At 73.5% G+C, this 22,179-nt stretch carries 19 protein-coding genes, 1 tRNA gene and 3 pseudogenes; 10 read left to right on the top strand and 13 right to left on the bottom strand.

Features of this window, described 5'->3' with window-relative positions:
• Positions 1–21: 21 nt before the first annotated feature.
• From RM445_RS28015 to RM445_RS27985, 7 genes and pseudogenes are all read right to left on the bottom strand, one after another.
• Entirely contained in the window at positions 22–1,164 is a 1,143-nt protein-coding gene (locus RM445_RS28015; RefSeq protein ID WP_311559874.1) for an acyl-CoA dehydrogenase family protein, read from the bottom strand.
• Positions 1,165–1,174: 10 nt separating this feature from the next.
• Positions 1,175–2,074 (bottom strand): sucrase ferredoxin, encoded by a 900-nt coding sequence (locus tag RM445_RS28010; RefSeq protein WP_311559873.1) that lies wholly within the window; start codon positions 2,072–2,074, stop codon positions 1,175–1,177.
• Between the two features lie 453 nt (positions 2,075–2,527).
• The gene (locus RM445_RS28005; protein WP_311559872.1) at positions 2,528–2,791 is read right to left on the bottom strand and encodes a mannosyltransferase YkcB-related protein; all 264 of its coding nucleotides are present in this window, start codon (positions 2,789–2,791) and stop codon (positions 2,528–2,530) included.
• Between the two features lie 82 nt (positions 2,792–2,873).
• Positions 2,874–3,413: pseudogene (locus tag RM445_RS28000) on the bottom strand (glycosyltransferase family 39 protein); the annotation flags it as partial.
• A gap of 239 nt (positions 3,414–3,652) precedes the next feature.
• A pseudogene (locus RM445_RS27995) lies at positions 3,653–4,051 on the bottom strand (sensor histidine kinase); the annotation flags it as partial.
• Entirely contained in the window at positions 4,045–4,389 is a 345-nt protein-coding gene (locus RM445_RS27990) for a histidine kinase dimerization/phospho-acceptor domain-containing protein (RefSeq protein WP_311559892.1), read from the bottom strand. The gene RM445_RS27990 and the pseudogene RM445_RS27995, both read right to left, overlap by 7 nt.
• Positions 4,390–5,158: 769 nt before the next feature.
• Positions 5,159–5,890 (bottom strand): annotated as a pseudogene (locus tag RM445_RS27985) (response regulator transcription factor); the annotation flags it as partial.
• Positions 5,891–6,047: 157 nt separating this feature from the next.
• Between RM445_RS27985 and RM445_RS27980 the strand changes: the two are divergent.
• Positions 6,048–6,758 (top strand): DUF2461 family protein, encoded by a 711-nt coding sequence (locus RM445_RS27980; RefSeq protein ID WP_311559870.1) that lies wholly within the window; start codon positions 6,048–6,050, stop codon positions 6,756–6,758.
• A gap of 654 nt (positions 6,759–7,412) precedes the next feature.
• On the opposite strand, the gene RM445_RS27975 is transcribed toward RM445_RS27980, so the two are convergent.
• Complete coding sequence (locus RM445_RS27975; protein WP_311559869.1) at positions 7,413–8,165, bottom strand: siderophore-interacting protein; 753 nt, start codon at positions 8,163–8,165, stop codon at positions 7,413–7,415.
• Positions 8,166–8,288: 123 nt separating this feature from the next.
• On the opposite strand from RM445_RS27975, the gene RM445_RS27970 reads away from it, so the two are divergent.
• The 5 genes from RM445_RS27970 (at position 8,289) to RM445_RS27950 (ending at position 13,730) form a co-directional block, all read left to right on the top strand.
• Entirely contained in the window at positions 8,289–9,239 is a 951-nt protein-coding gene (locus RM445_RS27970) for an NAD(P)/FAD-dependent oxidoreductase (protein WP_311559868.1), read from the top strand.
• Positions 9,240–9,309: 70 nt separating this feature from the next.
• Positions 9,310–9,798, top strand: a complete 489-nt coding sequence (locus tag RM445_RS27965) for a phospholipase A2 (protein ID WP_311559867.1) — start codon at positions 9,310–9,312, stop codon at positions 9,796–9,798.
• 25 nt (positions 9,799–9,823) lie between these two features.
• Positions 9,824–11,215, top strand: a complete 1,392-nt coding sequence (locus RM445_RS27960) for an FAD-binding oxidoreductase (protein WP_311559866.1) — start codon at positions 9,824–9,826, stop codon at positions 11,213–11,215.
• Complete coding sequence (locus RM445_RS27955) at positions 11,212–12,630, top strand: AMP-binding protein (RefSeq protein ID WP_311559865.1); 1,419 nt, start codon at positions 11,212–11,214, stop codon at positions 12,628–12,630. The genes RM445_RS27960 and RM445_RS27955 overlap by 4 nt, the downstream gene beginning before the upstream one ends.
• Positions 12,631–12,704: 74 nt before the next feature.
• Positions 12,705–13,730: a PHP domain-containing protein gene (locus RM445_RS27950; protein ID WP_311559864.1), complete on the top strand. Its 1,026-nt coding sequence runs from the start codon at positions 12,705–12,707 to the stop codon at positions 13,728–13,730.
• A gap of 76 nt (positions 13,731–13,806) precedes the next feature.
• On the opposite strand, the gene RM445_RS27945 is transcribed toward RM445_RS27950, so the two are convergent.
• Positions 13,807–14,220, bottom strand: coding sequence for a cupin domain-containing protein (locus RM445_RS27945; RefSeq protein WP_311559863.1), 414 nt, complete (start codon positions 14,218–14,220; stop codon positions 13,807–13,809).
• A gap of 124 nt (positions 14,221–14,344) precedes the next feature.
• Between RM445_RS27945 and RM445_RS27940 the strand changes: the two genes are divergently transcribed.
• Entirely contained in the window at positions 14,345–15,235 is an 891-nt protein-coding gene (locus tag RM445_RS27940) for a glycoside hydrolase family 16 protein (protein ID WP_311559862.1), read from the top strand.
• A 70-nt stretch (positions 15,236–15,305) separates the two neighbouring features.
• Here RM445_RS27940 and RM445_RS27935 read toward each other — a convergent pair whose 3' ends face one another.
• From RM445_RS27935 to RM445_RS27925, 3 genes are all read right to left on the bottom strand, one after another.
• Entirely contained in the window at positions 15,306–16,337 is a 1,032-nt protein-coding gene (locus tag RM445_RS27935; RefSeq protein WP_311559861.1) for a carbohydrate kinase family protein, read from the bottom strand.
• A gap of 148 nt (positions 16,338–16,485) precedes the next feature.
• The gene (locus tag RM445_RS27930; protein WP_311559860.1) at positions 16,486–17,055 is read right to left on the bottom strand and encodes a uridine kinase family protein; all 570 of its coding nucleotides are present in this window, start codon (positions 17,053–17,055) and stop codon (positions 16,486–16,488) included.
• Positions 17,056–17,071: 16 nt separating this feature from the next.
• On the bottom strand, positions 17,072–17,245 hold the full coding sequence (locus tag RM445_RS27925) for a hypothetical protein (RefSeq protein WP_311559859.1): 174 nt from the start codon (positions 17,243–17,245) through the stop codon (positions 17,072–17,074).
• Positions 17,246–17,393: 148 nt separating this feature from the next.
• On the opposite strand from RM445_RS27925, the gene RM445_RS27920 reads away from it, so the two are divergent.
• Positions 17,394–18,269 (top strand): alpha/beta fold hydrolase, encoded by an 876-nt coding sequence (locus RM445_RS27920; RefSeq protein WP_311559858.1) that lies wholly within the window; start codon positions 17,394–17,396, stop codon positions 18,267–18,269.
• 183 nt (positions 18,270–18,452) lie between these two features.
• Here the strand turns inward: RM445_RS27920 and RM445_RS27915 are convergent.
• A tRNA-Arg gene (locus tag RM445_RS27915) sits at positions 18,453–18,529 on the bottom strand.
• A gap of 138 nt (positions 18,530–18,667) precedes the next feature.
• On the opposite strand from RM445_RS27915, the gene RM445_RS27910 reads away from it, so the two are divergent.
• On the top strand, positions 18,668–19,465 hold the full coding sequence (locus RM445_RS27910; protein ID WP_311559857.1) for a PP2C family protein-serine/threonine phosphatase: 798 nt from the start codon (positions 18,668–18,670) through the stop codon (positions 19,463–19,465).
• Positions 19,466–19,533: 68 nt separating this feature from the next.
• Positions 19,534–21,657, top strand: coding sequence for a cytochrome c oxidase assembly protein (locus RM445_RS27905; RefSeq protein ID WP_311559856.1), 2,124 nt, complete (start codon positions 19,534–19,536; stop codon positions 21,655–21,657).
• Positions 21,658–22,179: the final 522 nt, after the last annotated feature.

Genomic DNA, 22,179 nt, shown 5'->3' with positions numbered 1-22,179 from the left:
GGAGCGCAGCCGCCGGGCAGCTCAGCGGGCGAGAGCCGTGAGCTGGGCCGCCCGCACCGCCGCGGTCTGGGCCTGCACCAGATGGAACGCCGCTTCCCTCGCCCAGCGCTGCTCGGCGCTGTCGGCCAGCAGTGCGCTCCCCGAACGCGCCGCGATCAGCGCGTGCGCGGCCTGCACGGTGAGCGCCGCGAGCTCGCCCCGCAGCGTGGTGCGCTCGGCCTGACGCTCCTCGGCCGGCATGCCGAGCCGCAGCGCGTAGGCCTGCCCGCGCAGCGCGGCGGCGCGTCCGCCGAGGTGGAAGGCCGCATGTACGGCGTCGGGTCGTTCGCGCTCGTCGCCCAGCTCTGCAAGGGCCACGACGATCCGGCGCAGCAGGCCGACCGCCGCCGGCATCACGTTGGCGGTCCGTGCCTCGTCGGCGGCCCGCCAGGCCGCACCGTCGACCACCGCGAGCACGTCGTCCGGGGCCACCTCGAGGTCGTCGATCGTCAGCGGGACCGTACGGGTGCCGCCCATCACCGACAGCCGCAGCGGAGCGCCGGCCCGCAGCCCCGGGCCGTCGCGCGCGGGCACGAGGGCGAGGATGATCCGGTCGTCCGGAGCGGTGCCCGCGATCATCACGACGTCGACGAGCCCCCATCCCGTGCACCAGTCGGAGGTGCCGGTCAGGTGCCAGCCCGCGCCGTCGGGCACCGCACGCACCGCGGGCTGACCGGGCCGTCGGAGGTGCGCGACGGCGATCCCGGCTCGGAGCCGTCCCGACGCGAGGCCGGGCCCGTGCCGCTCGGCGGCCGGGCCGCGAATCCAGCGGTCTCCAGGACCGAGCGCACCACGGGCGACGGCCTGCGGCATCTGGTGCTGGGTGAGCACGAACCACGTCGCTCCGCACGCCCCGCTGAGCCGCTCGACGACCTCGATGTCGACGCGGGCGTCGCCGCCCAGCCCGCCCTCAGCCGTCGGCACGCCCACCGCCAGCAGGCCCGCGTCGCTGCACAGGGAGAGGTGGGCCGGACCCACGCCGCGTGCGGGGTCGTCGGCCGCGGCGGCGTGCGGGACGAGCATGTCGCGGGCCAGCCGGGTGACGGCGCGGACGGCGGGGTGCTCGGCGACTGCCGGTTCCGGGGCGAACAGCGCCTCGACGGCGGCAGCGGCACCCGTCTCCACGAGCCGGACGCTACGCGAGCCGACGCACCCGCGAGGCGCTCAGCGCGGTGACGGGGAGGGCCGCAGCGCCGCAGGAGACCGGACGATCGCCGGGGCAGGAGATCGGGCGCACGGTGACCTGCCACCGCCTGCCGTCCGTGGCGGCGACCGTCACGAGCTCGGCGCCTGCCGGGCCCTGCTGCGTCGCGGGCTCCACCTGCAGCACGTTCGCGCCGCGCAGCCCCGTCTTCGCACGCACGGCCAGCTCGGCCACCTGACCGGGCTGCGTCCACGTCGCCCGCCCGCGGCAGAGGCCCGGCTCCATCTCGCCGACGGCTGCAGCCTTGTGTGCCAGGACCGCGCCGGCGACGTCGAGCCGCCCGTAGAGGTAGCCGGTGGGCAGCACCAGCGCTGTCGGGGCGAAGCGATGTCCGCCGAGGTGGGTGGACTCCCAGACGTCCGACTCACCGGTCGCGACGACCGCCCGGGCGAGCGCACGGCCGTCGACGGCGCAGCAGCGGTCGCGGCGACCGTGCGTGCAGACCAGCAGCATCGGGTCGGCGACCGTCTCGCCCGGGAGCGGGGTGCCGTCGGCCGGGAAGGCGATCGACGCCAGCTCGGCCGGGTCGACGACGCGGAGCACGGTCGTCCGCGGCGCCGGAGGAGCGGTGTCGGCGAAGAAGATCCGCGTGGGCCCGTCGGACGGGCGGCGGCCCGGGCGGCGGACCAGCACCGGACGCCAACCCGAGGAACGGGCCCGGGCGATGAAGGCGCGGACGGCGTCGTCGCGGTGCTGGGTGATCTCGTGCGGCCAGGTGCCGCGGTGCTCGATGCCCACCCAGCGGCGGGCGACGGAGGCGGTGCCGGGAAGGGGCTCGTCCAGGGCGCGCGCCAGTGCGGCACACCACGGGGTGGATCGGTCCGCTCCCACCACGGCAGCTTAGCGGAGGCTTCCCTAACTCAGGCGGGTGATTCTCGTTGCCGGTGACCTGCGGGTCCAGGAGAGGCCGCGGGCGTGCGCATGGTCACGAGACCTTGCTGCAACAAATTGCGTTCGTGTAACGATTAAGGTCCGCAGGCCCACAGGCCCGCGATCCACTCTGACACGTCGGGAACCTCGATGCACCTGTACTCCGCCTCCGTCCTGCCGCGCCGTGGTCGAGGAACCGTCACGCTCCCGCACAGGACAGGGCGTCCGGCCCGCACCGCCCCGCGCAGCGGGCCGATGTCTGCGACGTGTCGGTGCGGTCAGGAGCGTTCCCTCCAGGAGTCCCTGCGCCCGGGCCGCGACTGCGCCCGCTGTAGCGCGCTCACCGTCCTCTGACCCTGACCGAAGGGCGAGGGCCGGCCGCTGTGCGCACCGGCCCTCGATCTGTCGGGCTGATCAGCTTGTCGGCTTCGTGAGGTCGTAAACCGTTCGGCTCCCGATCGTCTGCGCCGCGAAGTGCTGCTGCACCCACTGCGTGATCTCGCTGTTGCCCCGGCCCGGTCCTCCGCCGCCGGCGACGAAGTAGTGGATCTCGCCGTTCGCGACGTAGGTATGGAACTGCGCGAGCGTCGGCGACGGGTCGCTGCCGGTGTATCCGCCGACCGCCATCACCGCGGTGCCGGTGCCGAGCATCATCGACGACGCGCCCTGCGAGCCCATCGTGGCGCGGCCCAGCGGGTGCCGGCCGACGTCAGCATGCCCGCGAGCTCCGTGCCGACCTCCTCGCCGCAGGGGCCATGCCGCTCACCAGCATCGCTCTGCCTGCCACCAGCAGATCCCGGATCTGCCGCCACCAGCCGACGGGCGCGGCGAGCAGCCACACCGCCGTCAGCGCCGGCCGCGCGAGGAACGCCTGCAGCATCTTCGCGAGGAAGCCGATCCCGACGAGCACCCCGGCAAGCACAAGCCAGCGCGTGCCGCCCTTCTCGACCCCGCGCTGCATGGCGTACGCCGCACCGATCAGCACCAGCACGAGCAGCGCGTCGGGGTTGTTGAACCGGAAGATCAGGACCGCGACGGGGGTCAGCGCCAGCGCCGCGCCGGCGATCAGTCCGGCGCCGGGCCCGGCGACCCGCTTGACCGCCGCATACAGCAGCCCGACGGACGCGACACCCATCAGCGCCTGGGGAACGAGGACGCTCCAGCTGCTCAGCCCGAAGAACCACGCCTTCCAGCTCTCGCCGCCGGCCTGGGCTGCGGCGGAGTAGAAGGCGTTGCCCCAGCCGGAGCGGGACAGCCCCCAGATGTAGAGGACGGCGGTGGCGGCGAGCAGCGCGGACAGCGCGAGGCGGGGCCACCGCGGCGCGCGGGACCGGGATGTGCGGGCTCGGCGGCGACCGGTCGAGCGGGGAGCGTGGGCACGGTCGTGGTCACGATGGCCACGTTTCCTGCGCCGCCTGTGCCGTCCCGGTGGGCCGCCTGTGCGTCACCTGTGAGCGTCGACCCCGCGCGAGTCTTGCGTTGGGGTACGCGAGTCTTGCGCTCCGGTGCGCGAGTTCCGCGTTCGCGTACGCGCAGGGCTCACGGGCCGGCGTGGATCCCGCCGCTGATCACCGCAGTGCTCGGGGCGACGCGGTCGTCCGGGGGAGGCGCAGGTGTCTCCGTCGGCAGCCAGACCGCGAACTCCGTGTGTCCCGGCCGGCTGTGCACCCGCACGTTGCCGCCGTGCGCGGCCACGACTGCGTCGACGATCGCCAGACCCAGTCCGGTGCTGCCGGTCCGCCGCGACCGCGAGACCGACCCTCGCGCGAACCGCTCGAACACGTGCGGCAGCAGGTCCTCGGCGATGCCCGGGCCGTCGTCGACGACCGTGAGCCGCGCGCCGCCGTCGCCGCGGGCGAGGCCGACGGTCACCGTGGTCCCCGCCGGGGTGTGCGTGCGGGCGTTCGCGAGCAGGTTCGTCAGCACCTGGGTCAGCCGCGGAGCGTCGCCGGGGACGACGACCGGCTCGTCGGGCAGGTCGAGCTGCCACCGGTGGTCCATCCCCGCTGCGTACGCGTCGTTGACCCCGTCGAGTACAGCCGCGTCAGGTCGACGGCGCCGCGTTCGAGCGGCCGTCCGGCGTCCAGCCGGGCCAGCAGCAGCAGGTCTTCGACCAACCCCGTCATCCGCTCGGTCTGCGACGAGATCCGGGCGATCGAGTACTCGGCGTCCGGCGGCAGGGGAGCCCGCCGGGTCAGCTCCGCGTAGCCGCGGATGGCGGCCAGCGGCGTGCGCAACTCGTGGCTGGCGTCGGCGATGAACTGCCGCAGCCGCATCTCGCTGTCCTGCCGGGCCTCCAGGGCGCCCCCGACGTTGTCCAGCATCTGGTTCAGGGCGCTCGCGACCTGGCCGACCTCGGTGCCGCGGGTCGACGTCGCGCACCCGCTCGGCCAGCTCGACCTCGCCGCGGTCCAGCGGGAGGGCGCTGACCTTGACGGCGGTGTCGGCCACCCGCTCCAGCGGCCGGAGCTCGCGGCGCACCAGCACGGCGCCGGCGATGCCGCCGCCGAGCAGTGCGAGCGCGATCGCGATCACCTCGACCACGACGAGCCGGCCGATCACGTCCTGGGCCCCGCCCGCGGGCTGGCCGATGACGTAGACCGTCCCGCCGGTCTCCGTCGCCACCATGCGGTAGTCGCCGATCGACAGGTCGACGCTGATCGGGCCGTCGCCGACGAGCACGGCGAGGAGCACGGCCTGGTCGACCGCGGGCAGGGCCGACGATCCGCCGCCGCGGGTGCTCACCTCGGCGCGCTGCACCGCACCGTCGCGGATCGTGGCGCCGAGGGTGCGGGGCCCCTGGACCGGGCCGAGGAAGTCGGGCTGCCCGTAGCGGAACCCGCCCGGCGGCATGAGCTGGCCGGTCTGGGCACCCACGAACCGGCTGTTGGCCTCGGTGACCTCGCGGTCCAGGCGGCCGTAGAGGAACTGGCGCAGGGCCAGCGTCGTCGCCACTCCGATGATCGACAGCGTCACCGCGAGCAGCACCAGGACGGTGGCCACCAGCCGCGCGCGCAGCGAGTGCGGGCGCGCGGGCATTCTCATTCCGCCGGGTTTGAGCACGTAGCCCGCCCCCCGCACGGTGTGGATCATGGGGGCCCGGCCTGCGTCGATCTTCTTACGCAGGTAGGAGATGTAGAGCTCGACGACGTTGGACTGGCCGCCGAAGTCGTAGTGCCACACCCGGTCCAGGATCTGCGCCTTCGACAGCACCCGCCGCGGGTTGCGCATGAGGAAGCGCAGCAGTTCGAACTCGGTGACGGTCAGCTCGACGGGGGTGTCGCCGCGGCGTACCTCGTGGCTGTCCTCGTCGAGGGTCAGATCGCCGACGACCAGCGCGACTCCTGGCGGGCGGCCGTCATCCCGGCCCGCCGCAGCAGCCCGCGCAGCCGCGCCACCAGCTCCTCGATGCTGAAGGGCTTGGTGACGTAGTCGTCGCCGCCCACGGTCAGGCCCGCGACGCGGTCCTCGACCGAGTCCTTCGCGGTGAGGAACAGCACCGGTACCTCGGGGCTTCCACCGCGTATGCGCCGCAGCACCTCGAAGCCGTCGAAGTCGGGGAGCATGACGTCGAGGACCACGGCGTCGGGCCGGAAGTCGCGGGCCGTGCGCACGGCCGACGAGCCGTCTTCCGCGGTGCGCACCTCCCAGCCCTCGTAGCGCAGGGCCAAGGCGAGCAGCTCCGAAGAGAGTGGGCTCGTCGTCGACGACAAGGACCCGGACGGCACTGCCGTCCGCGCGGCGCAGCGCGGGCGCCTGCTCACTCACCGACATCATGCTAATCAGCCTCGCGCGCGCGGCTGTGCCCCCGATGGGGTTCTCCTGTGTGCTTCCTGTGCGTCGGCATGTGGACAACTGCCTGTGGACAAGTCGTGGCGGGGAACCGCGGCGGTGCCGGGTCCGTCTGGAGTCCCACCGACTCCAGGAGGACCCCATGACCACCACCGATGCCCACCCCTTCACCGGCTGGCCTGCCGACGCCGCGGCGTTCCTGGCCGAGCTCGCCGCCGACAACACCCGCGCGTTCTGGACGGAGAACGCGCACCGCTACCGCACCGCGCTGCTCGAACCGACCCGTGCGCTGGCCGCCGCGCTGACCGAGGAGTTCGGGCCGCCGCGGGTGTTCCGCCCGCACGTGGACCGGCGGTTCCGCCCGAACGCCGACCCGTACCGCACCGATACCGGCATCACGGTCGCCGGGCCGGGTGGCACGCCGTACGCGGCGGCGCTGTCGGTCCAGGGCCTCGCGGTGCAGGTCGGGTACCAGGCGTTCGATCCCGGACAGCTGCGCCGGTACCGCAACAGCGTCGACGGGGCGGCGGGGGAGACGCTCGAGGAGGTGCTGGCCGCGCTACGCCGCGACGATCTCGTGCCGGACGGGGTGTCGGCGTTGACCGGGCGACCGCGGGGCTACGCCGCCGACCATCCGCGCCTGGCGCTGCTGCGGGTCCGCGGCCTGCACGTCGACCGCACCTGGCCGCCGGGCGAGTGGCTCGGTACCGACGAGCCTCTGGAGCAGGTCCGGGCGGCGTGGCGCGCCGCCCGGCCGCTCGCCGACTGGCTGGATGCCCATGTCGGGCCGCGGGACGAACCGGTGTTCGCCGCACGTCGGCCTGCCTCGTCCGACAACGACCAGGAGGGCTGAACCGGTCGTCGCCGGGGTCGTACCGGTGGGCGGAGCACAGCTGATCATGGCTGGACGCACAGGGAACACCCATCCGGCGTCGACAGCGTGTGCTCCACGAGCCGCGGCACTCGACCGCGGCCGGACCCAGGAGTGCGAATGACCGACATGCGGACCCCGTCGCGACACCGGTGGATCCGCGTGATCGCGGCGCCCGTCTGCGTGGTGGCCCTCGTCGGGCTCGCGGCATGCGGCACGAGCACCGACACGACGTCCACAGCAGCGGCGTCGAGCGCGGTGGCCGCGCAGCCGTCGGCCGCGGACGACGGGGACGACGGGGACGACACGGACGCCGACGACACGGACATGGCCGACTACCGAACCTGTTTGGAGGAGAACGGCATCACGATGTCGGAACCGCCCGCCGGGGGCGGCACGCCGCCCTCGGGCGCACCGGCCTTAGGTGGCGGGCTTAGCGGCGCGCGGCCTCCCAGGCGCCTCCGGGCGTCGACAGCGACACCTGGGCCGCCGCCCAGGAAGCGTGCGCCGATCTGGCCCCGACCCCGCCGGACGGCTCCGCGCCGGCGGCGGGCTCGGGTACCTGATCGGCGCTGCGGGGGAGGGGAGGCCCGGCATGGGGACGCCGGGCCTCCCGACCGTCCGGGCGTCGGGACCTCAGCGGGCGCGCCAGTAGCCCGTCGCGTACACCGCACGGCGGTCGAGCTTGCGGTCGTCGAGCAGATGGCGGCGCAGGTCGCGGACGCACGCCGACTCACCGGCCAGCCACGCCTGCCCTCTGCCCTCGGGGAGCTGCGCGGCCCGCACGGCATCGGCCAGCGGTTCACCGGCAGGCCGGTCGCGGCGGTGCACCCAGTGCACGGCGGCGCCACCGGGGAGCTCCTGCTCCTCGGCCGCATCGGCGACCTCCAGGTACGCAATGGCCGGCACGCCGCCGGGCAGCGCCGCGAGCACCGTCGCCACCGCGGGCAGCGCGGACTCGTCGCCGATCACGAGATGGAAGTCCGCCTCCGGATCGACGACGTAGCGCCCGCCGGGCTCGGAGACTCCCACCCACGCGCCCGCCCGGGCATCGCGCGCCCACGCAGCCGCCGGCCCGTGCCCCTCGTGCAGCACGAAGTCGACGTCCAGTTCACCCGCCGCCTCGTCGAACCGCCGCACGGTGTAGGTGCGGATCGTCGGCCGGGCCTGGCCCGCGGGCCACAGCGGGCCACCCGACGTCGCCCGTGGCACCGCAGGCCGGTCCTGCCCCTCGACCGGGAAGAACATCTTGATCCGCCGGTCGGGCCCGTCGCCGCCGAAGCCGGCGAGCTCGTCGCCCGCCAACGTCACGCGGACCATCCGCGGGGTGATCCGCGTGCTGCGCCGCACCTGCAGCAGCCGCGGTGCCGTCGTGCTCACCGCGCCCATGATGCCGCCGGTGCGGGCCGGCCCGGTCGGCAGGGCGACGGGCAGAACCGGCGGCCCACCCCTGTCCGGCCGGGGGGTGTCGATTCGCGGGAAGGAGGTGGGGGGGCCTAGCGTGCTTCGGCGATGACTGTGGTGGTGGTCGGGGCCGGGATTGCCGGCATCGCGTGTGCGGTGGAGTTGGCGTCGGCGGGAGTCGAGGTGCGCGTCGTCGATCGCGGCCGCGCCGTCGGCGGCCGGATGGCGAGCAAGCGGATCGACGGCCGCCCCGTCGACCTCGGAGCGGCGTACTTCACCGTGCGCGACCCCGAGTTCGCCCAAGTGGTGGCCCGGTGGCGGACGGCGGGTCTGGCGCGGCCGTGGACGTCGGAGATGGCCGTGTTCAAGGGGACGGGGGAACGCAGCCGCGCTCCCGGCCCGGTCCGCTGGGCTGCGCCCGGTGGCTTGCGCAGCCTCGTCGCCGCGCTCGCCGAGGGGCTGCCCGTCGAGCTCGGGCACAAGGTCACGCGGGTCGGTCCGGGCCCGACGGTGGACGGCGACGCCGCCGACGCCGTCGTCCTCGCGATGCCCGACCCGCAGGCCCGGCGCATTCTCGCCGACACCTCGCCCGCGACGGCCGAACTCGACGGCCGGGAATGGCAGCCGGTGATCACGGTGGCCGCGGGGTGGGCGCGGCGGGAGTGGCCGCCGATGAACGCGGCGTTCGTCAACGACCACCCGGTGATCTCGCTCGTCGCCGACGACGGCGACCGCCGCGGCGACGGCGCACCGGTGCTGGTGGCGCACACCGTCGCCGACGTCGCGCGCCGGCACGACGCCTGTCCCGACGACGCCGTAGCCCCGGTGCTCGAGGCTCTGCGCCGCCTGCTGAACCTGCGGTCCGACCCCGTCTGGACCCACGCGCACCGCTGGCGCTACGCCTCGCCCGCCGAGAAACGGGATTCCACGTTCCATCTGGGCGACGACGGCATCGGGCTGGCCGGCGACGGCTGGGGCAGCCCCCGCATCGAGACGGCCTGGCGCTCCGGGACGGACCTCGCCCGCGCCTTGCTCAAAGGGTCAAGATTTTCCTCGTGAGGGATTAACGCGTACCCGGACTTGAACGACTTCATTCCCGACACGACCGGGATGTTCTCGGATCGGGTCCATGGGGGCCGAGATGGCGACGATGCAGCATCTGCGTCGACCGAGGACGCTGGACCTCGTTCTCGTCGCCGCCGTGGCCGTCGTGGCCGGCCTGCTGCTGATCTGGTCCGCCACTCCGAAGACACACGTCGTGGACGCGCCCGCCACCCCGGGCAACGAGATGCTCGACGACCACGCGTGGGGCGAGCGGGGTTGCGTCCTGCCCGGTGCGGGGATCGACTCCGTGCCCGGTCTGTTCGATTTTCGCCACGCCTGCACCCACCACGACGGCTGCTACCAGGGCCTGAACCGCGCGGGCGAGCAGGCCGTGACCGACCGGCTCCGCTGCGACGACCTGTTCCGCACCGACCTCACCGCCTCCTGCGAGGACCTGCACGGTGCGGTGCACAACTGGCGGGCCCGCGAGTGCGTGGACACCGCGAACGCCTACTACGAGGTGGCACGGTCGTTCGGCCGGACGTACTACACCGGCCGCGGCGACGCGTCCTGACGTCCGAACGCGTTACCGTGCTCGGGTGGCAGCACCCGGGGACCCGGTTCTGGCGGAACTGCGAGCCGCGCTTCCCGCCGACCGCATCCTGACCGACACCGACGTCGTCGGCTCCTACCTGCACGACGAGGCGGAGTGGGCCGAATACGGCCGCGCCCGGGCCGTCGTCCGACCGCTGGAGACCGCGGAGGTCGCCGCCACGGTCGCGATCTGTGCCCGCCACGGCGTGCCGGTCGTGCCCCGCGGAGCAGGGACGGGCCTGTCGGGCGGTGCGAACGCGGTCGAGGGCGGCATCGTGCTGTCCACCGAACGGATGCGCCGCATCGTCGAGATCGACGCCGGCGAGCGGCTCGCGGTCGTGCAGCCGGGCGTGGTCAACGACGTGCTGCGTGCCGCGGTCGCCGAGCACGGCCTCTGGTACCCGCCCGATCCGGCGAGCGCCCCCTGGTCGACGATCGGCGGGAACGTCGCCACCAACGCCGGCGGCCTGTGCTGCGTCAAGTACGGCGTCACGCGCGACTACGTGCTCGCCCTCGAGGTCGTCACGGCGTCCGGCGAGGTCGTGCGACTGGGCCGGCGCACCGCGAAGGGCGTGGCGGGCTACGACCTGGTCGGGCTGATGGTCGGCTCGGAGGGCACGCTCGGGGTGGTCACCGAGGTCACGGTCCGCCTGCGCCCCGCCCGGTCGGCGGCGTCGCGGACGGTCGTCGGGTTCTTCGACACCCTCGCCGCGTGCGGCGCCGCGGTCGCCGGCGTCACGGCCCGAGGCCTGCAGCCCGCAGAGTTCGAGCTCGTCGACCGCCACTGCCTGCAGGCGGTGAACGAGTGGAAGCACACGGGCTTCCCCGACGACGCCGCGGCGCTGCTCCTTGCGCGCACGGACCTGCCCGAGCCGGCCGGGGGCCAGGAGGCGGACGCGATCCTCGCCGAGTTCGAGGCGGCCGGTGCGCGTGATGCCGTCGTGTCGACCGACGCGGTGGAGGCCGAGGCCCTGTTCGACGCCCGGCGCCTGGCCTACCCGGCGCTGGAGCAGCGCGGCGACGCCGTGCTGACCGAAGACGTTTGCCTGCCCCGCGGACGCCTGGCCGAGATGCTCGGGCGGATCGACGAGATCGGCGGCCGCCACGGCATCCTCATCGCCACCGTCGCCCACGCCGGCGACGGCAACCTGCACCCGCTGCTCATCACGAAGCACGGCGACGAGGCGGCACGGGCCCGCGCACAGGCGGCGTTCGAGGAGATCGTGAACGCCGCGATCGACATGGGCGGCACCGTCACCGGTGAGCACGGCGTCGGCCTGCTGAAACGCGCCGGTATGCGTCGCGAGCTCGGGCCGGCGGTGCTCGCGATGCAGCGGGCCGTCAAGGCGGCGCTCGACCCGCACGACATCATGAATCCCGGCAAGGCAATCGGGTGACCGACGCACTGCTGCCCGCTCTTCTGGACCCGCCGGCAGAGCGGCCTGCGCTCGCCTTCCCCGACGGCGCGCTGACCTACCCCGAGCTGGCCACCCGCGCCGGAGCCCTCGCGCAGCAGATCGCCGGGCTGAAGCGGGTGGCCGTCCGGGCCACGCCGACGCTGGACACCGCCGTCGGGATCGTCGCGGCGCTCCTCGCGGGGGTCCCCGCGGTCCCGATCAACCCGCGTAGCGGGCCGCGCGAGCTCGCCCACGTCGTCGCGGACGCGGCGCCCGACGCCGTGCTCGCCGCCGCCGCCGCCGACGCCGACCTCCTGCCTCCCCTCGCCGCGCTTCCCCGGTTCCCGATCCCCCGCGAGTCGGCACGTTCGACAGCGCGAAACCCCGATCTCGACATGCCCCCGAGCGCACCGGCGCTGGTCATCTACACGTCCGGGACCACCGGCCCGCCGAAGGGTGCGGTGCTGTCGCGGGTGGCGCTCGCGGCGAACCTCGACGCGCTCGCCGACGCGTGGGCGTGGACGGCCGCCGACGTGCTCGTCCACGCCCTGCCGCTGTTCCACGTGCACGGCCTGGTGCTCGGGGTGCTCGGCCCGTTGCGGCGCGGCGGTTCGATGCGGCACCTCGGAACGTTCTCCGCGTCGTCGCTCGCCAGGGCGGTCGAGGATGGCGCGACGCTCGTCTTCGGCGTCCCCACCCACTACCACCGGCTCGTCGACGAGCTGGCCGCGGATCCGGCGGCAGCGGCCGCCGTCGGCCGGGCGCGACTGCTCGTCTCCGGTTCCGCCGCGCTGACCGCCGTCGACCACGCCCGGCTGCAGCGGCTCACCGGACTGGCCGTCCGCGAGCGGTACGGGCTGACCGAGACCCTCATCCTCACCGCCGCCCGCGCCGACGAACCCGTCGAGCCCGGCACCGTCGGCCGCCCGCTCGCGGATACCGAGATCCGCCTGGTGCGCGAGGACGCGGGAGACGACCTGGGCGCCGTCGAGGTGCGCGGACCGGGCCTGTTCAGCGGCTACCTCGGCGGGTCCGACCCGACGACGCAGGACGGCTGGTTCCGGACCGGCGACATCGGCCGCTGGACGGCGTCCGGCTCGCTCGCGCTCGTCGGCCGGAAGACCACGGATCTGATCAAGTCCGGCGGCTTCAAGATCGGCGCAGGCGAGATCGAGAACGCCCTGCTGGAGCACCCGGCCGTCGCCGAGGTGGCGGTGCTGGGCGTTCCGGACGACGACCTCGGCGAGCGCGTGGTGGCCTTCGTCGTGACGTCGGACCGGACGGACGCCGGCGCGCTGGTGGACCACGTCGCGGGCCTGCTGGCCCCGCACAAGCGCCCCCGCGAGGTGCGGTTCGTCGATGCCCTGCCGCGCAACGACATGGGCAAGGTCGTCAAGTCCCGCTTGCTGCGCTGACGCCCGCCCCTCCCGGCGAGTTGCGTGCTCCTGCAAGGCGGGTCGCGCCTGCGCATCCGTGGCACCATCGCGGCGTGACCGCACCGCGTGATCCCGTCGCCGACCTGCGGCGGATCGCGTTCCTGCTGGAGCGGGCCCACGAGTCGACCTACCGTGTGCGGGCCTTTCGCGGGGCCGCCGCCGCGCTCCGCGGCCGTGGTCCCGACGAGCTGGCCGCACTCGCGGCGTCCGGGGAGCTGCGACGTCTGCGTGGAGTCGGGGACGTGACGGCGAAGTGTGTCGCCGAGTCGCTCGCCGGCGAGGAGCCGGTGTACCTGACCCGCCTGCAGGCCACCGAGGGCGCGGCGCTCGCCGACGCCGCCGCCGACCTGCGAGCGGCCGTGCGCGGCGACTGCCACAGCCACACCGACGCCTCCGACGGCGGCTCACCACTGCCCGAGATGGTCGAGACGGCCCGCGACCTCGGCCACGAGTATCTGGTGATCACGGACCACTCACCGAGGCTGACCGTCGCCAACGGCCTGTCGCCGGAGCGGCTCCGCGCGCAGCTCCGCGACGTCGCCGAACTCAACGAGGCGCTGGTCGGCTCCGGGTTCCGCGTGCTGACCGGCATCGAGGTCGACATCCTCGACGACGGCAGCCTGGACCAGGAGCCCGACCTGCTCGCCGAGCTGGACGTCGTCGTCGCGAGCGTGCACAGCAAGCTGCGGATGCCGGCGGCCGAGATGACCGAACGGATGCTCACGGCCGTCGCGAATCCGCACGTCGACGTCCTCGGCCACTGCACCGGCCGCATGGTGACCGGCAACCGGAAGCGGCCCGAGTCGCAGTTCGACGCTGCCGCCGTGTTCGCGGCCTGCGCCGAGCACGGCGTCGCCGTCGAGATCAACTCCCGGCCGGAGCGCCTGGACCCGCCGAAGCGGCTGCTGGAGCTGGCCGTCGACACGGGGTGTCTGTTCACGATCGACACCGACGCGCACGCGCCCGGCCAGCTCGACTGGCTCGACGCGGGGTGCGCGCGTGCCGCGGCCTGCGGGGTGCCGGAGGAGCGGGTGCTGAACACGTGGCCGGTCGAGCGGCTGCTCGAGCGTCAGCGCTGAGGCCGGGGCCCGTACCGGAACGCGCAACTCGCCGTACCGACGCGCAACTCACCGGGCAGGAACGCGCAACTCGCGGTCAGGAGCTGGACCCGGCGAGCTCGAAGTCGGCGAAGTCGAAGCCGGGGGAGACGACGCACGTCACCAGCGCCGGGTCGGTGCCGAGCAGCCGGGCGGTCTGCCACGTGGCGGCGGGGACCAGCAGCTGTGGATGGTCGGCGTCCAGGAGATGGACCTCGACGTCCGTGGGCGCGCTGTCGACGCCGCCCGTGCGCAGCTCGATCGGTGAGCCTGTGTGTCGGCACCACAGTTCCGCGGAGCGGACGCGGTGCCAGCGGGAGACGTCGCCGAGCAGGTAGAGGATCGCCGTCGCGCTCGGCCGTGGGCCGCCCGGTGTGTCGACGGTGACGATCGACGTCCAGGTGCGGCGGTACCACCCGCCTTCCGGGTGAGCGGCGAGGTCGAGGGCGGCGGCGAGGGCGGGAACGGTCACGCGGACAATCCTTTCGCGACACCCGACCGGGTGGCAGGAGTCGCGTCCGGCCGCCGGTACCGGTGGAATGTGCCCCGAGACGGCGCGCGCAGCGCACGACACGAGCAGACGAGGAGGTGACGCGGTGCCGAGGTGTCGCACCGCGCGCCCGATCGCCGCGCTCCTCGGCGGCTGCGCCGTACTCGCAGCCTGCGGGACCGACGGGGGCCGCCCCGCACCGCAACCGACCGCCACCCCGGTCGCCGGCACCGATGCGCACTGCTCCACGACCGCAGCCCAGCGCCTCGGTTGGGGCGAGCCCACCCGCGCCGCGGACTTCGGCGACGGTCTTCCTTCCGACTGGCATCCCTACGGGCCCGAGGTCGGTCACAACAAGAAGGGCGTGCGTACGCCCGAGGCGATCACCACCGCCGACGGGGTCGTGACGATCGCCGGGACCGCCGACGGCACGACCGGTGCTATGAGCTGGCATCCGGGACAGCGGTACGGCCGGTGGGAGGCCTGCGTGCGGATGGACCCCGGGCCGGACGCGCTGCACGGAGTGCTGATCCTCTGGCCGGTCGCGGAAGACTTCCCGGCCGGCGGCGAGATCGACTGGATGGAGATCTTCCACGGCGACCGCGACGAGGTCACCGTCAACGTCCACCACGGCCCGCCCGACACGAGCTTCGGCGGCAAGGTGGACCACGACGCGACGGAGTGGACCGCGTGGGCCGTCGAGTGGACCCCGGACCACATCACGACCTATGCCGACGGTGAGGAGTGGTACTCGACGGACCGCTCCGATCTCTTCCCGCCGAGACCGATGAACATGACGATGCAGCTCGACTGGTTCCCGCCCGACGGCGGCGGTCCCGCGGAGAGCGGCTCGGCCATGCAGATGGACTGGGCCCGTCAGTGGGCGCTCCCGGAGAGCGAACCCGCGACGCTGTCGCTCGCGCCCGGTGACCCGGCCACGGGTCAGAAGCGCCTGCACCCAGACCGGAAGCCGCGGCCACTGCCCGGCGACCCCTGACTCGTGGGCGGCGGGTGGCGAAAAGGATCTGGGGCCGTCATCCGCCGCCCACGACCTCGTCGTTCGCGCGTCAGCCCATCCGGGACAGCCGCAGGTCGCCGCGCGTGGGCGGGTCGGCACCGCGCCGCGAGCAGGCGATCGCCGCTGCCAAGACGGCGTCGTGCAGCAACTCGTCGAGCGTGCTGTAGTCCAAGGTCTGCAGCTTGGCGGCTCCGTCGCCGCCGAGCAGGCCGTGCCCGTGCAGCCCGGCGAGCAGCGCGGCCGAGAACGTGTCGCCCGCCCCGACCGTGTCGATGACCTTCACCGCGACGCCCGGGCGCCGCGCCCGCAGACCCGCGCTCGCACCCGCCACCACGCCGTCCGAGCCGAGGGTGACCGCCACGAGCGTCGGCCCGCGGGTGAGCCAGTCGTCGACGACCTGCTCCGGAGCCATCCCCGGGAGCAGCCACGCGAGGTCTTCCGAGCTGACCTTCACGACGTCCGCCGCGCCGAGCATCTCGTGCACCCCGCGCAGGACCTCGACCGGATTGCCCATGAGCCTCGGCCGGCAGTTCGGGTCGTAACTGATCGTGATCGTGTCGGACGCCCGCATCAGCAGGTCGCGCAGTACGGCGTCGCCCGGTGCCATGGTCAGGGCCAGTGACCCCGAGTGCAGCGCCACGACCGGCCCGGCCGCTCCGGGCTCGAGCGCACCCGCCACCTCGGCCGGCGTCCACTGCCAGTCGGCCGTGCCGGTGATCCGGAAGTCGTAGGCCGGAGATCCGTTCTCGTCCAGCGACACCATCGCCAGCGACGTCTGCTCCTTCGCCGCCACCGCGTGGTCGAGCTGGACGCCGTTGTGCACGAGGTGCGTCCGGATGCGCTTACCGAGCATGTCGTCCGCGATCCGGGCCAGCAATCGTGCCGGGACGCCGAGGCGCGCGAGGCCGAGCGCGACGTTCGCCGGGCTGCCACCCGGGGCGATCTCGAAGTAGCCACCCACGGGCGCCGGGACGAGGTCGACGAGGGCCTCGCCGGCGACGGCGATGATGCCGGGGCCACCGGAGTGGGCGGTCGCGTCGGCGGCCAGGCCGCCGGCGGCGGGCGCGTCGGGGGCGGTCATCGCTGACCGGCCCGGAGCGAGGTGTCGATGGTGCACTCCTCTCCATTGGCGGGCCAGGCCCGCCGGACGTGCTCGGCTGCAGTGTCATCGTCGCCGGTGCGGTGCGCTCCTCGCCACCGCTGACCGGTGCATCAGCCTCCCACGCCACTCATCCTGCACCCGGGTACCGACAGTTCGGCGACGACCCGTTGTCGATGATCCCGTCGGCGTGCTCCCACGGCCGTTCGACCGCGTACAGCGCCTCCTCCTGCGCCGCCCACCGCGCGCGGTGCGGCGCGTACCGCGGCCAGTCGATCCGCTTCTGCAGCCGCTCGTCCCGCAGCTCGGGCGGGGTGTCGACCCACAACGCCGTCGAGGTGTACGGCCGCAGCATCGCCGCCCCCGCCCCGCAGCCCTCCAGCACGACGACCGGCGCGCACGGCGTCTCCCGCCACTCCGCGAACCGGTCGGTGGTCCAGTCGTAGCGCCGCCAGCGCGCCGGGCGTCCCGCCGCGAGCGGCCGGGCGACCCAGTCGACGGCCAGTTCCACGCCCCCGGCCAGTCCGTCCCAGCCGGGGTAGAAGAAGTCGAGGTGCACGATCGGCGCGCGGTCCAGCGCCCGGGCCAGGCGCCCGGCGAGCCGCGTCTTGCCTGCTCCGGAACGACCGTCGACGGTCACCAGGCGCATCGCGCCGACGGCAGGCTGCCGCCGTACGAGCGCGGCGAGATCGTCGATCACTTCTGGTCGCCGCGCCCTACAGCGCAGCCGACCACTTCGACAACCCGACCGCCAGCGCGACCTTCATCAACTCGACCACGTCCGCCATCGGCGGCTCGTCGTGCGCGGGGACACGCGTCAGCACGTCGGCCGCCAACCAGAGGACGGCGGCGCTGCCGATCATCGTGACGAGGCCGAGTCCCAGCGCCATCAGGACGAGCGGCCTGCGGGACCGCCGGGCTCGTCGGGACCGCCGGGATCCTGCCGGGTCTCGCACGGTGGCAGAGACTACCGCCGCCGACCGACCGGTCGATCATCATGTCCGAGCTCCGCCCTGTTCTGCGCCCTATTCTGCGGGTATGCCGATCACCGATCCCGTCGACGGTTTCCGACTGGTCTACGACGACCACCCCGGCGGTTCCGGGACCGTGGTGCTGCTGCACGGCTGGCCGGGCGACCGCCACGACTGGCGCGACGTCGTACCCCTGCTCGCCGGTCGCTGCCGGGTCGTGGTCCCCGACCTGCGGGGCTTTGGGGAGTCAGAGTCGGAACCCGGCGCGGAAGCGGTGGCGTTCGGCGGTGACGGGCAGGCGCGCAGCGTGCTCGGCCTCGTTGAGCAGCTCGGGGTCGGCCCCGTGGTCCTGGCCGGCTACGACGTCGGCTCCCGGACCGCCCGGACCGCCGCCTCCGCCCGGCCCGATCGCGTGCGGGGGCTGGTCCTCGCGCCGCCGCTGCCCGGTGCGGGGGAGCGGGTGCTCGAGCCGTCGGCGCAGCGCGAGTTCTGGTACCAGCCCTTCCACCAACTGCCGCTGGCGGAGCGGCTGCTGGACGGCTCCCGCTCCGCCGTGCGCTCCTACCTGGAGCACTTCTGGACGCACTGGTCCGGCCCCGACTACGTGCCCGACCCCGCCCAGCTGGACCGCCTCGCCGACGCCTACGCCCGGCCAGGAGCGTTCACGGCGTCGATCAACTGGTACCGCGCGGGAGCCGGGACCGTCGCAATGGCGGTGCAGGAGAAGCCGCCCGCCCCGGCCGACCGGATCGCGGCGCCGACGACCGTCCTCTGGCCGGAGCATGATCCGCTCTTCCCGCGGGCGTGGTCGGACCGGGTGGACGACTGGTTCGCCGACGCGAAGGTGCGTCCGGTCGACGGCGCCGGGCACTTCACGCCGCTGGAGGCGCCCGAGGCGTTCGCGGCGGCGGTGCTCGAGCGGGTCAGTGCCGGGCGGGGGTGACCGTTTCGCGCTCGTCCGCCACTGCAGAACAGGATCCAGGCGACGGACAGCACGGTCATCGCCGGACGTGAATGTGGCTCGAAGATCGGACGTTATGCCCGCAATGCGGAGAAAGGTCCGATGAGTTCCCACTCACAAGGGCTCCGCGATGAGGATCGAGAGCCCGGTGCAGAGCTTCGGCCCTGGTGCCCCCGGCAGGACTCGAACCTGCGACCTAGAGATTAGAAGGCTCTTGCTCTATCCAGCTGAGCTACGGAGGCTTGCGATGCGGCACCGCACCGTCGAGCCTAGCGGCCGGGGCACCGGAGCACGTCGCGGCAGGTCACCGATCGGACCCGTTCGGGCGACACACCAGTACCGGAGCGTGGCGGCCGAACGGTTGTTGAGAAGGTAGACCCATGACTCCGACGGTGCGCTCGGCGGCCGGATCCGACATCGGGTGCCGCCGCGCCGTGAACCAGGACTCCGCATACACCAGCTCGCGACTCGTCGCCGTCGCCGACGGAATGGGCGGGCACGCCCACGGCGAGGTCGCGAGCGCAGTGGCGATCAATACCGTCGCCGAGGTCGACGCCTCGCTCGACGGTGTCGATCTGCACAACGTCGATCTGCTCAGCACTCTCGGCACCGCGATGGACACCGCGGCGAGCCGGCTCACGGACGTCGCCGACTCCGATCCCTCCCTGCGCGGTACGGGCACGACGCTGGTCGCGCTGCTGATCGACGGCACGCGGGTGGGGGTGGGCCACATCGGCGACTCCCGTGCCTACCTGCTCCGCGACGGCGAGCTCCACCAGATCACCCACGACCACACCCTCGTGCAGAGCCTGATCGACGAGGGCCGGCTCACGGTCGACGAGGCCGCGGACCATCCGCGCCGGTCGGTGCTCGTGCGGACCCTGCAGGAGGGCAGTCCGGCCGAGCCCGACCTGTTCACGGTCGAGGGCCAGATCGGCGACCGCTTTCTCGTCTGCTCGGACGGGGTCACCGCCGTGCTGGACGACGACGAGATCCACGAGGTTCTCAGCGACGTCGCCGAGGCCGCGGATGCCGTCGACCGCCTCATCGCCCTCGCGAACGAGGGAGGGGGACCGGACAACATCACGTGCGTGGTCGCGGACCTCGTCGAGGGGACCCCGTCGGATGCAGGCGGCTTCCTGTTCGGCGCAGCGGCGGAGGCGTCGAACGCCTCCTGAGGCGGCTGCCGGACACCGATCCCGTCGGTGGACGGGGCGCCGGCCGCGTCCCGTCCTAACCTGGACGCATGGCGCAGACGACGGCTCCTCCCGGCTCCCCGCCCCGGCGGGGTCAGCGCAGCGTGCTCGGGCTGGTGGGAGCCGGGGCGGCGCTGGCCGCCCTGATCGCCGCCGTGCTGACCCTGGTGGTCAACGGGCCGGTGGACGTCGTGCCCGGACTGTCGAATCCCGACCGGCTCACCACCGTCGGGCTGCCTGCGGTGCGGGCCGTCGCCGAGATCGCCATGGCGATCGCGGTGGGTGCGCTGCTGCTCGCGGCGTTCCTCGTGCCGCCGCAACGCTCGGGCTACCTCGACGTCGCCGGCTACCGGGCTGTGCGGTCCGCCGCAGCCGCCGCGCTCGTCTGGGCGGTGGCCGCGACCCTGATGGTGCCGTTGACCGTGGCCGACTCGGTCGGCAGGCCGGTCGGCGACGTCCTCGACGTCGGCCTGCTCGCCCAGACCGTTCCACTGCTCAGCACGGCCACGGCGTGGCTGGCGACGGCCGCCATCGCCCTGCTCGTGCTCGTCGCCTGCCGGACCGTCCTCGGCTGGGGCTGGACGGTGGTCACCTTCGGCCTCTGCCTGCTCGGACCGCTGCCCGTCGCCCTCACGGGTCACTCCGCCACGGGTGGAGCGCACGACGTGGCCAGCGACAGCCTGGTGCTGCACGTCGTGGCCGCCTGCCTGTGGGTCGGCGGGCTGGTCGCGGTGCTCGGTACCGCTGCGGCTCGCGGGCCCGATCGGGCGTCCGCGCTCGCGACGGCCGTTCCCCGCTACTCCCGCCTGGCCCTGGTCTGCTGGCTCACGCTCGGGATCACCGGGGTGGTGAACGCCCTCGTCCGCGTGGCGCCCGCCGACCTGTTCACCACCGGGTACGGCGCGCTGGTGGTGGCCAAGGCCGTGGCTCTGGTCGCTCTCGGTGCGCTGGGGTGGGCGCACCGCAGGCGGACGGTCGACCGCGCTGCGGCGGGGGAGCCACGAGCTCTCCTGCGACTCGGCGCCGTCGAAGTCGTTCTCATGCTCGCGACGATGGGGCTGGCCGTCGCGCTCGGCCGCAGCGCACCACCTGCGTCGGCCGTGGGACCGCCGTCCCGTACCGAGGTGCTGATCGGCTACGACCTGACGGAGGCGCCGACGGCGCTGCGCCTCCTCCTCGACTGGCGGTTCGACCTGATCTACGGCACGGCGGCCCTCGTCCTGACCGCGGTCTATCTCGCGGGAGTCCGGCGGCTACGGCGTCGGGGCGACGCCTGGCCGCCCGGGCGGACCGTCGCATGGCTCTGCGGGTGTGCCGCCATGTTCGCCGCCACCAGTTCCGGCATCGGCCGGTACGGGCCGGCGATGTTCAGCGTGCACATGGCCGAGCACATGATCCTGTCGATGCTGGTGCCGATCCTGCTGGTACTCGGCGCTCCGGTGACTCTCGCTCTTCGTGCACTGCCGGCGGCAGGCCGCGCCCGGCCGCCCGGTCCGCGGGAGTGGTTGCTGACAGGTCTCCACTCGCCGTTGGCCCGCTGGCTCACCAACCCGTTGGTGACGCTGCCGCTGTTCGTCGGCAGCTACTACGTCCTGTACTTCTCGGGGCTGTTCGCCGCGGCGCTCCCGGTCCACGCCGCGCACGTGTTCATGAACCTGCACTTCATGGTCACCGGGTTCCTGTTCTTCTGGCCCCTGATCGGGATCGACCCGGCCCCCCGCCGCCTGCCTCCGGCCGCACGCCTCGGAGTGGTGTTCGCCTCCGTCCCCTTCCACGCCTTCTTCGGCGTGGCGCTCATGAGCGCGGGGACCGTCATCGGCGGCGGCTTCTACCGGGCACTGGCCCTGCCCTGGGTGACCGACCCATTGCGTGACCAGCAACTCGGCGGCGGGCTGGCCTGGGCGTCCGGTGAGCTTCCCCTGGTGCTCGTGGTGATCGTGCTGCTCGTGCAGTGGTCCCGCCAGGACGAGCGGTCGGCACGTCGCGACGACCGACGAGCCGATGCGGACGGCGACGCGGATCTCGAGGCCTACAACGCGATGTTGCGCCGCCTGGCCACGAACGGACGGCCGTCCGGCGCGGACGATGAAGTGCGGTCGGGGTCACAGGAGGCCGTTCGGCGCGACGGGGACGATGTGGTGCCCCGTGAAGAGCGGACCATCGGCTCCTCGTGAGCTCGGTGTCGTCGCTGGTGACGGGCCTGAAGGCGGGTTCCGCCGGTAGGCCGGAGGCGGCTCCGGAGGCACGACCGTTCGTCGCGGACAGGTCCGGCGTGAACCTGCCCCAAATCAACGTTTCCGCTGGTCACCATGCTTTGAGGGGGGCGATTTGACCCCGGCGGAGACGCTCGCGTAGGTTTCTTCCTGTCAGCGAGACGCCGGACAGAACGAGCCCCTCGGGGATCGGTCACCAGGCCCGTTGATCTCCCCGCCGGGCCCACCTGGGAACGTTAGTTCCCATGGGGGCGTAGGATGGGGGAACACAGCCCCGGATCGTGGCTTGCTGCTGCGAGATGGTGTGCGGGTGTCTTTTGAGAACTCAACAGTGTGTCGAGCTTGTTTGTTTGGAGCTGGTGGTGTTGTGCCAGTTTTGATATGGCTCTTCAATATCTACGGCCCCGTCCGTGGTGGAGAGTTTTTTGGTTAGAGCCAGTTTTTGTTGGAGAGTTTGATCCTGGCTCAGGACGAACGCTGGCG

Source organism: Pseudonocardia charpentierae (assembly GCF_031845345.1).
Lineage (GTDB): Bacteria > Actinomycetota > Actinomycetes > Mycobacteriales > Pseudonocardiaceae > Pseudonocardia > Pseudonocardia charpentierae.
The sequence above is the reverse complement of the archived record's forward strand: the minus strand, read 5'-3'. Positions and strand labels throughout refer to the sequence as shown.

Coding starts and splice junctions, on each gene's coding strand:
- RM445_RS28005 (WP_311559872.1), bottom strand. CDS start 2,791: ATGGGCTCGCAGGGCGCGTCGTCGATGATGCTCGGCACCGGCACCGCG.
- RM445_RS27990 (WP_311559892.1), bottom strand. CDS start 4,389: ATGCGGCTGCGGCAGTTCATCGCCGACGCCAGCCACGAGTTGCGCACG.
- RM445_RS27980 (WP_311559870.1), top strand. CDS start 6,048: ATGACCACCACCGATGCCCACCCCTTCACCGGCTGGCCTGCCGACGCC.
- RM445_RS27975 (WP_311559869.1), bottom strand. CDS start 8,165: ATGGGCGCGGTGAGCACGACGGCACCGCGGCTGCTGCAGGTGCGGCGC.
- RM445_RS27970 (WP_311559868.1), top strand. CDS start 8,289: ATGACTGTGGTGGTGGTCGGGGCCGGGATTGCCGGCATCGCGTGTGCG.
- RM445_RS27965 (WP_311559867.1), top strand. CDS start 9,310: ATGGGGGCCGAGATGGCGACGATGCAGCATCTGCGTCGACCGAGGACG.
- RM445_RS27935 (WP_311559861.1), bottom strand. CDS start 16,337: ATGACCGCCCCCGACGCGCCCGCCGCCGGCGGCCTGGCCGCCGACGCG.
- RM445_RS27925 (WP_311559859.1), bottom strand. CDS start 17,245: ATGGCGCTGGGACTCGGCCTCGTCACGATGATCGGCAGCGCCGCCGTC.
- RM445_RS27920 (WP_311559858.1), top strand. CDS start 17,394: ATGCCGATCACCGATCCCGTCGACGGTTTCCGACTGGTCTACGACGAC.
- RM445_RS27910 (WP_311559857.1), top strand. CDS start 18,668: ATGACTCCGACGGTGCGCTCGGCGGCCGGATCCGACATCGGGTGCCGC.
- RM445_RS27905 (WP_311559856.1), top strand. CDS start 19,534: ATGGCGCAGACGACGGCTCCTCCCGGCTCCCCGCCCCGGCGGGGTCAG.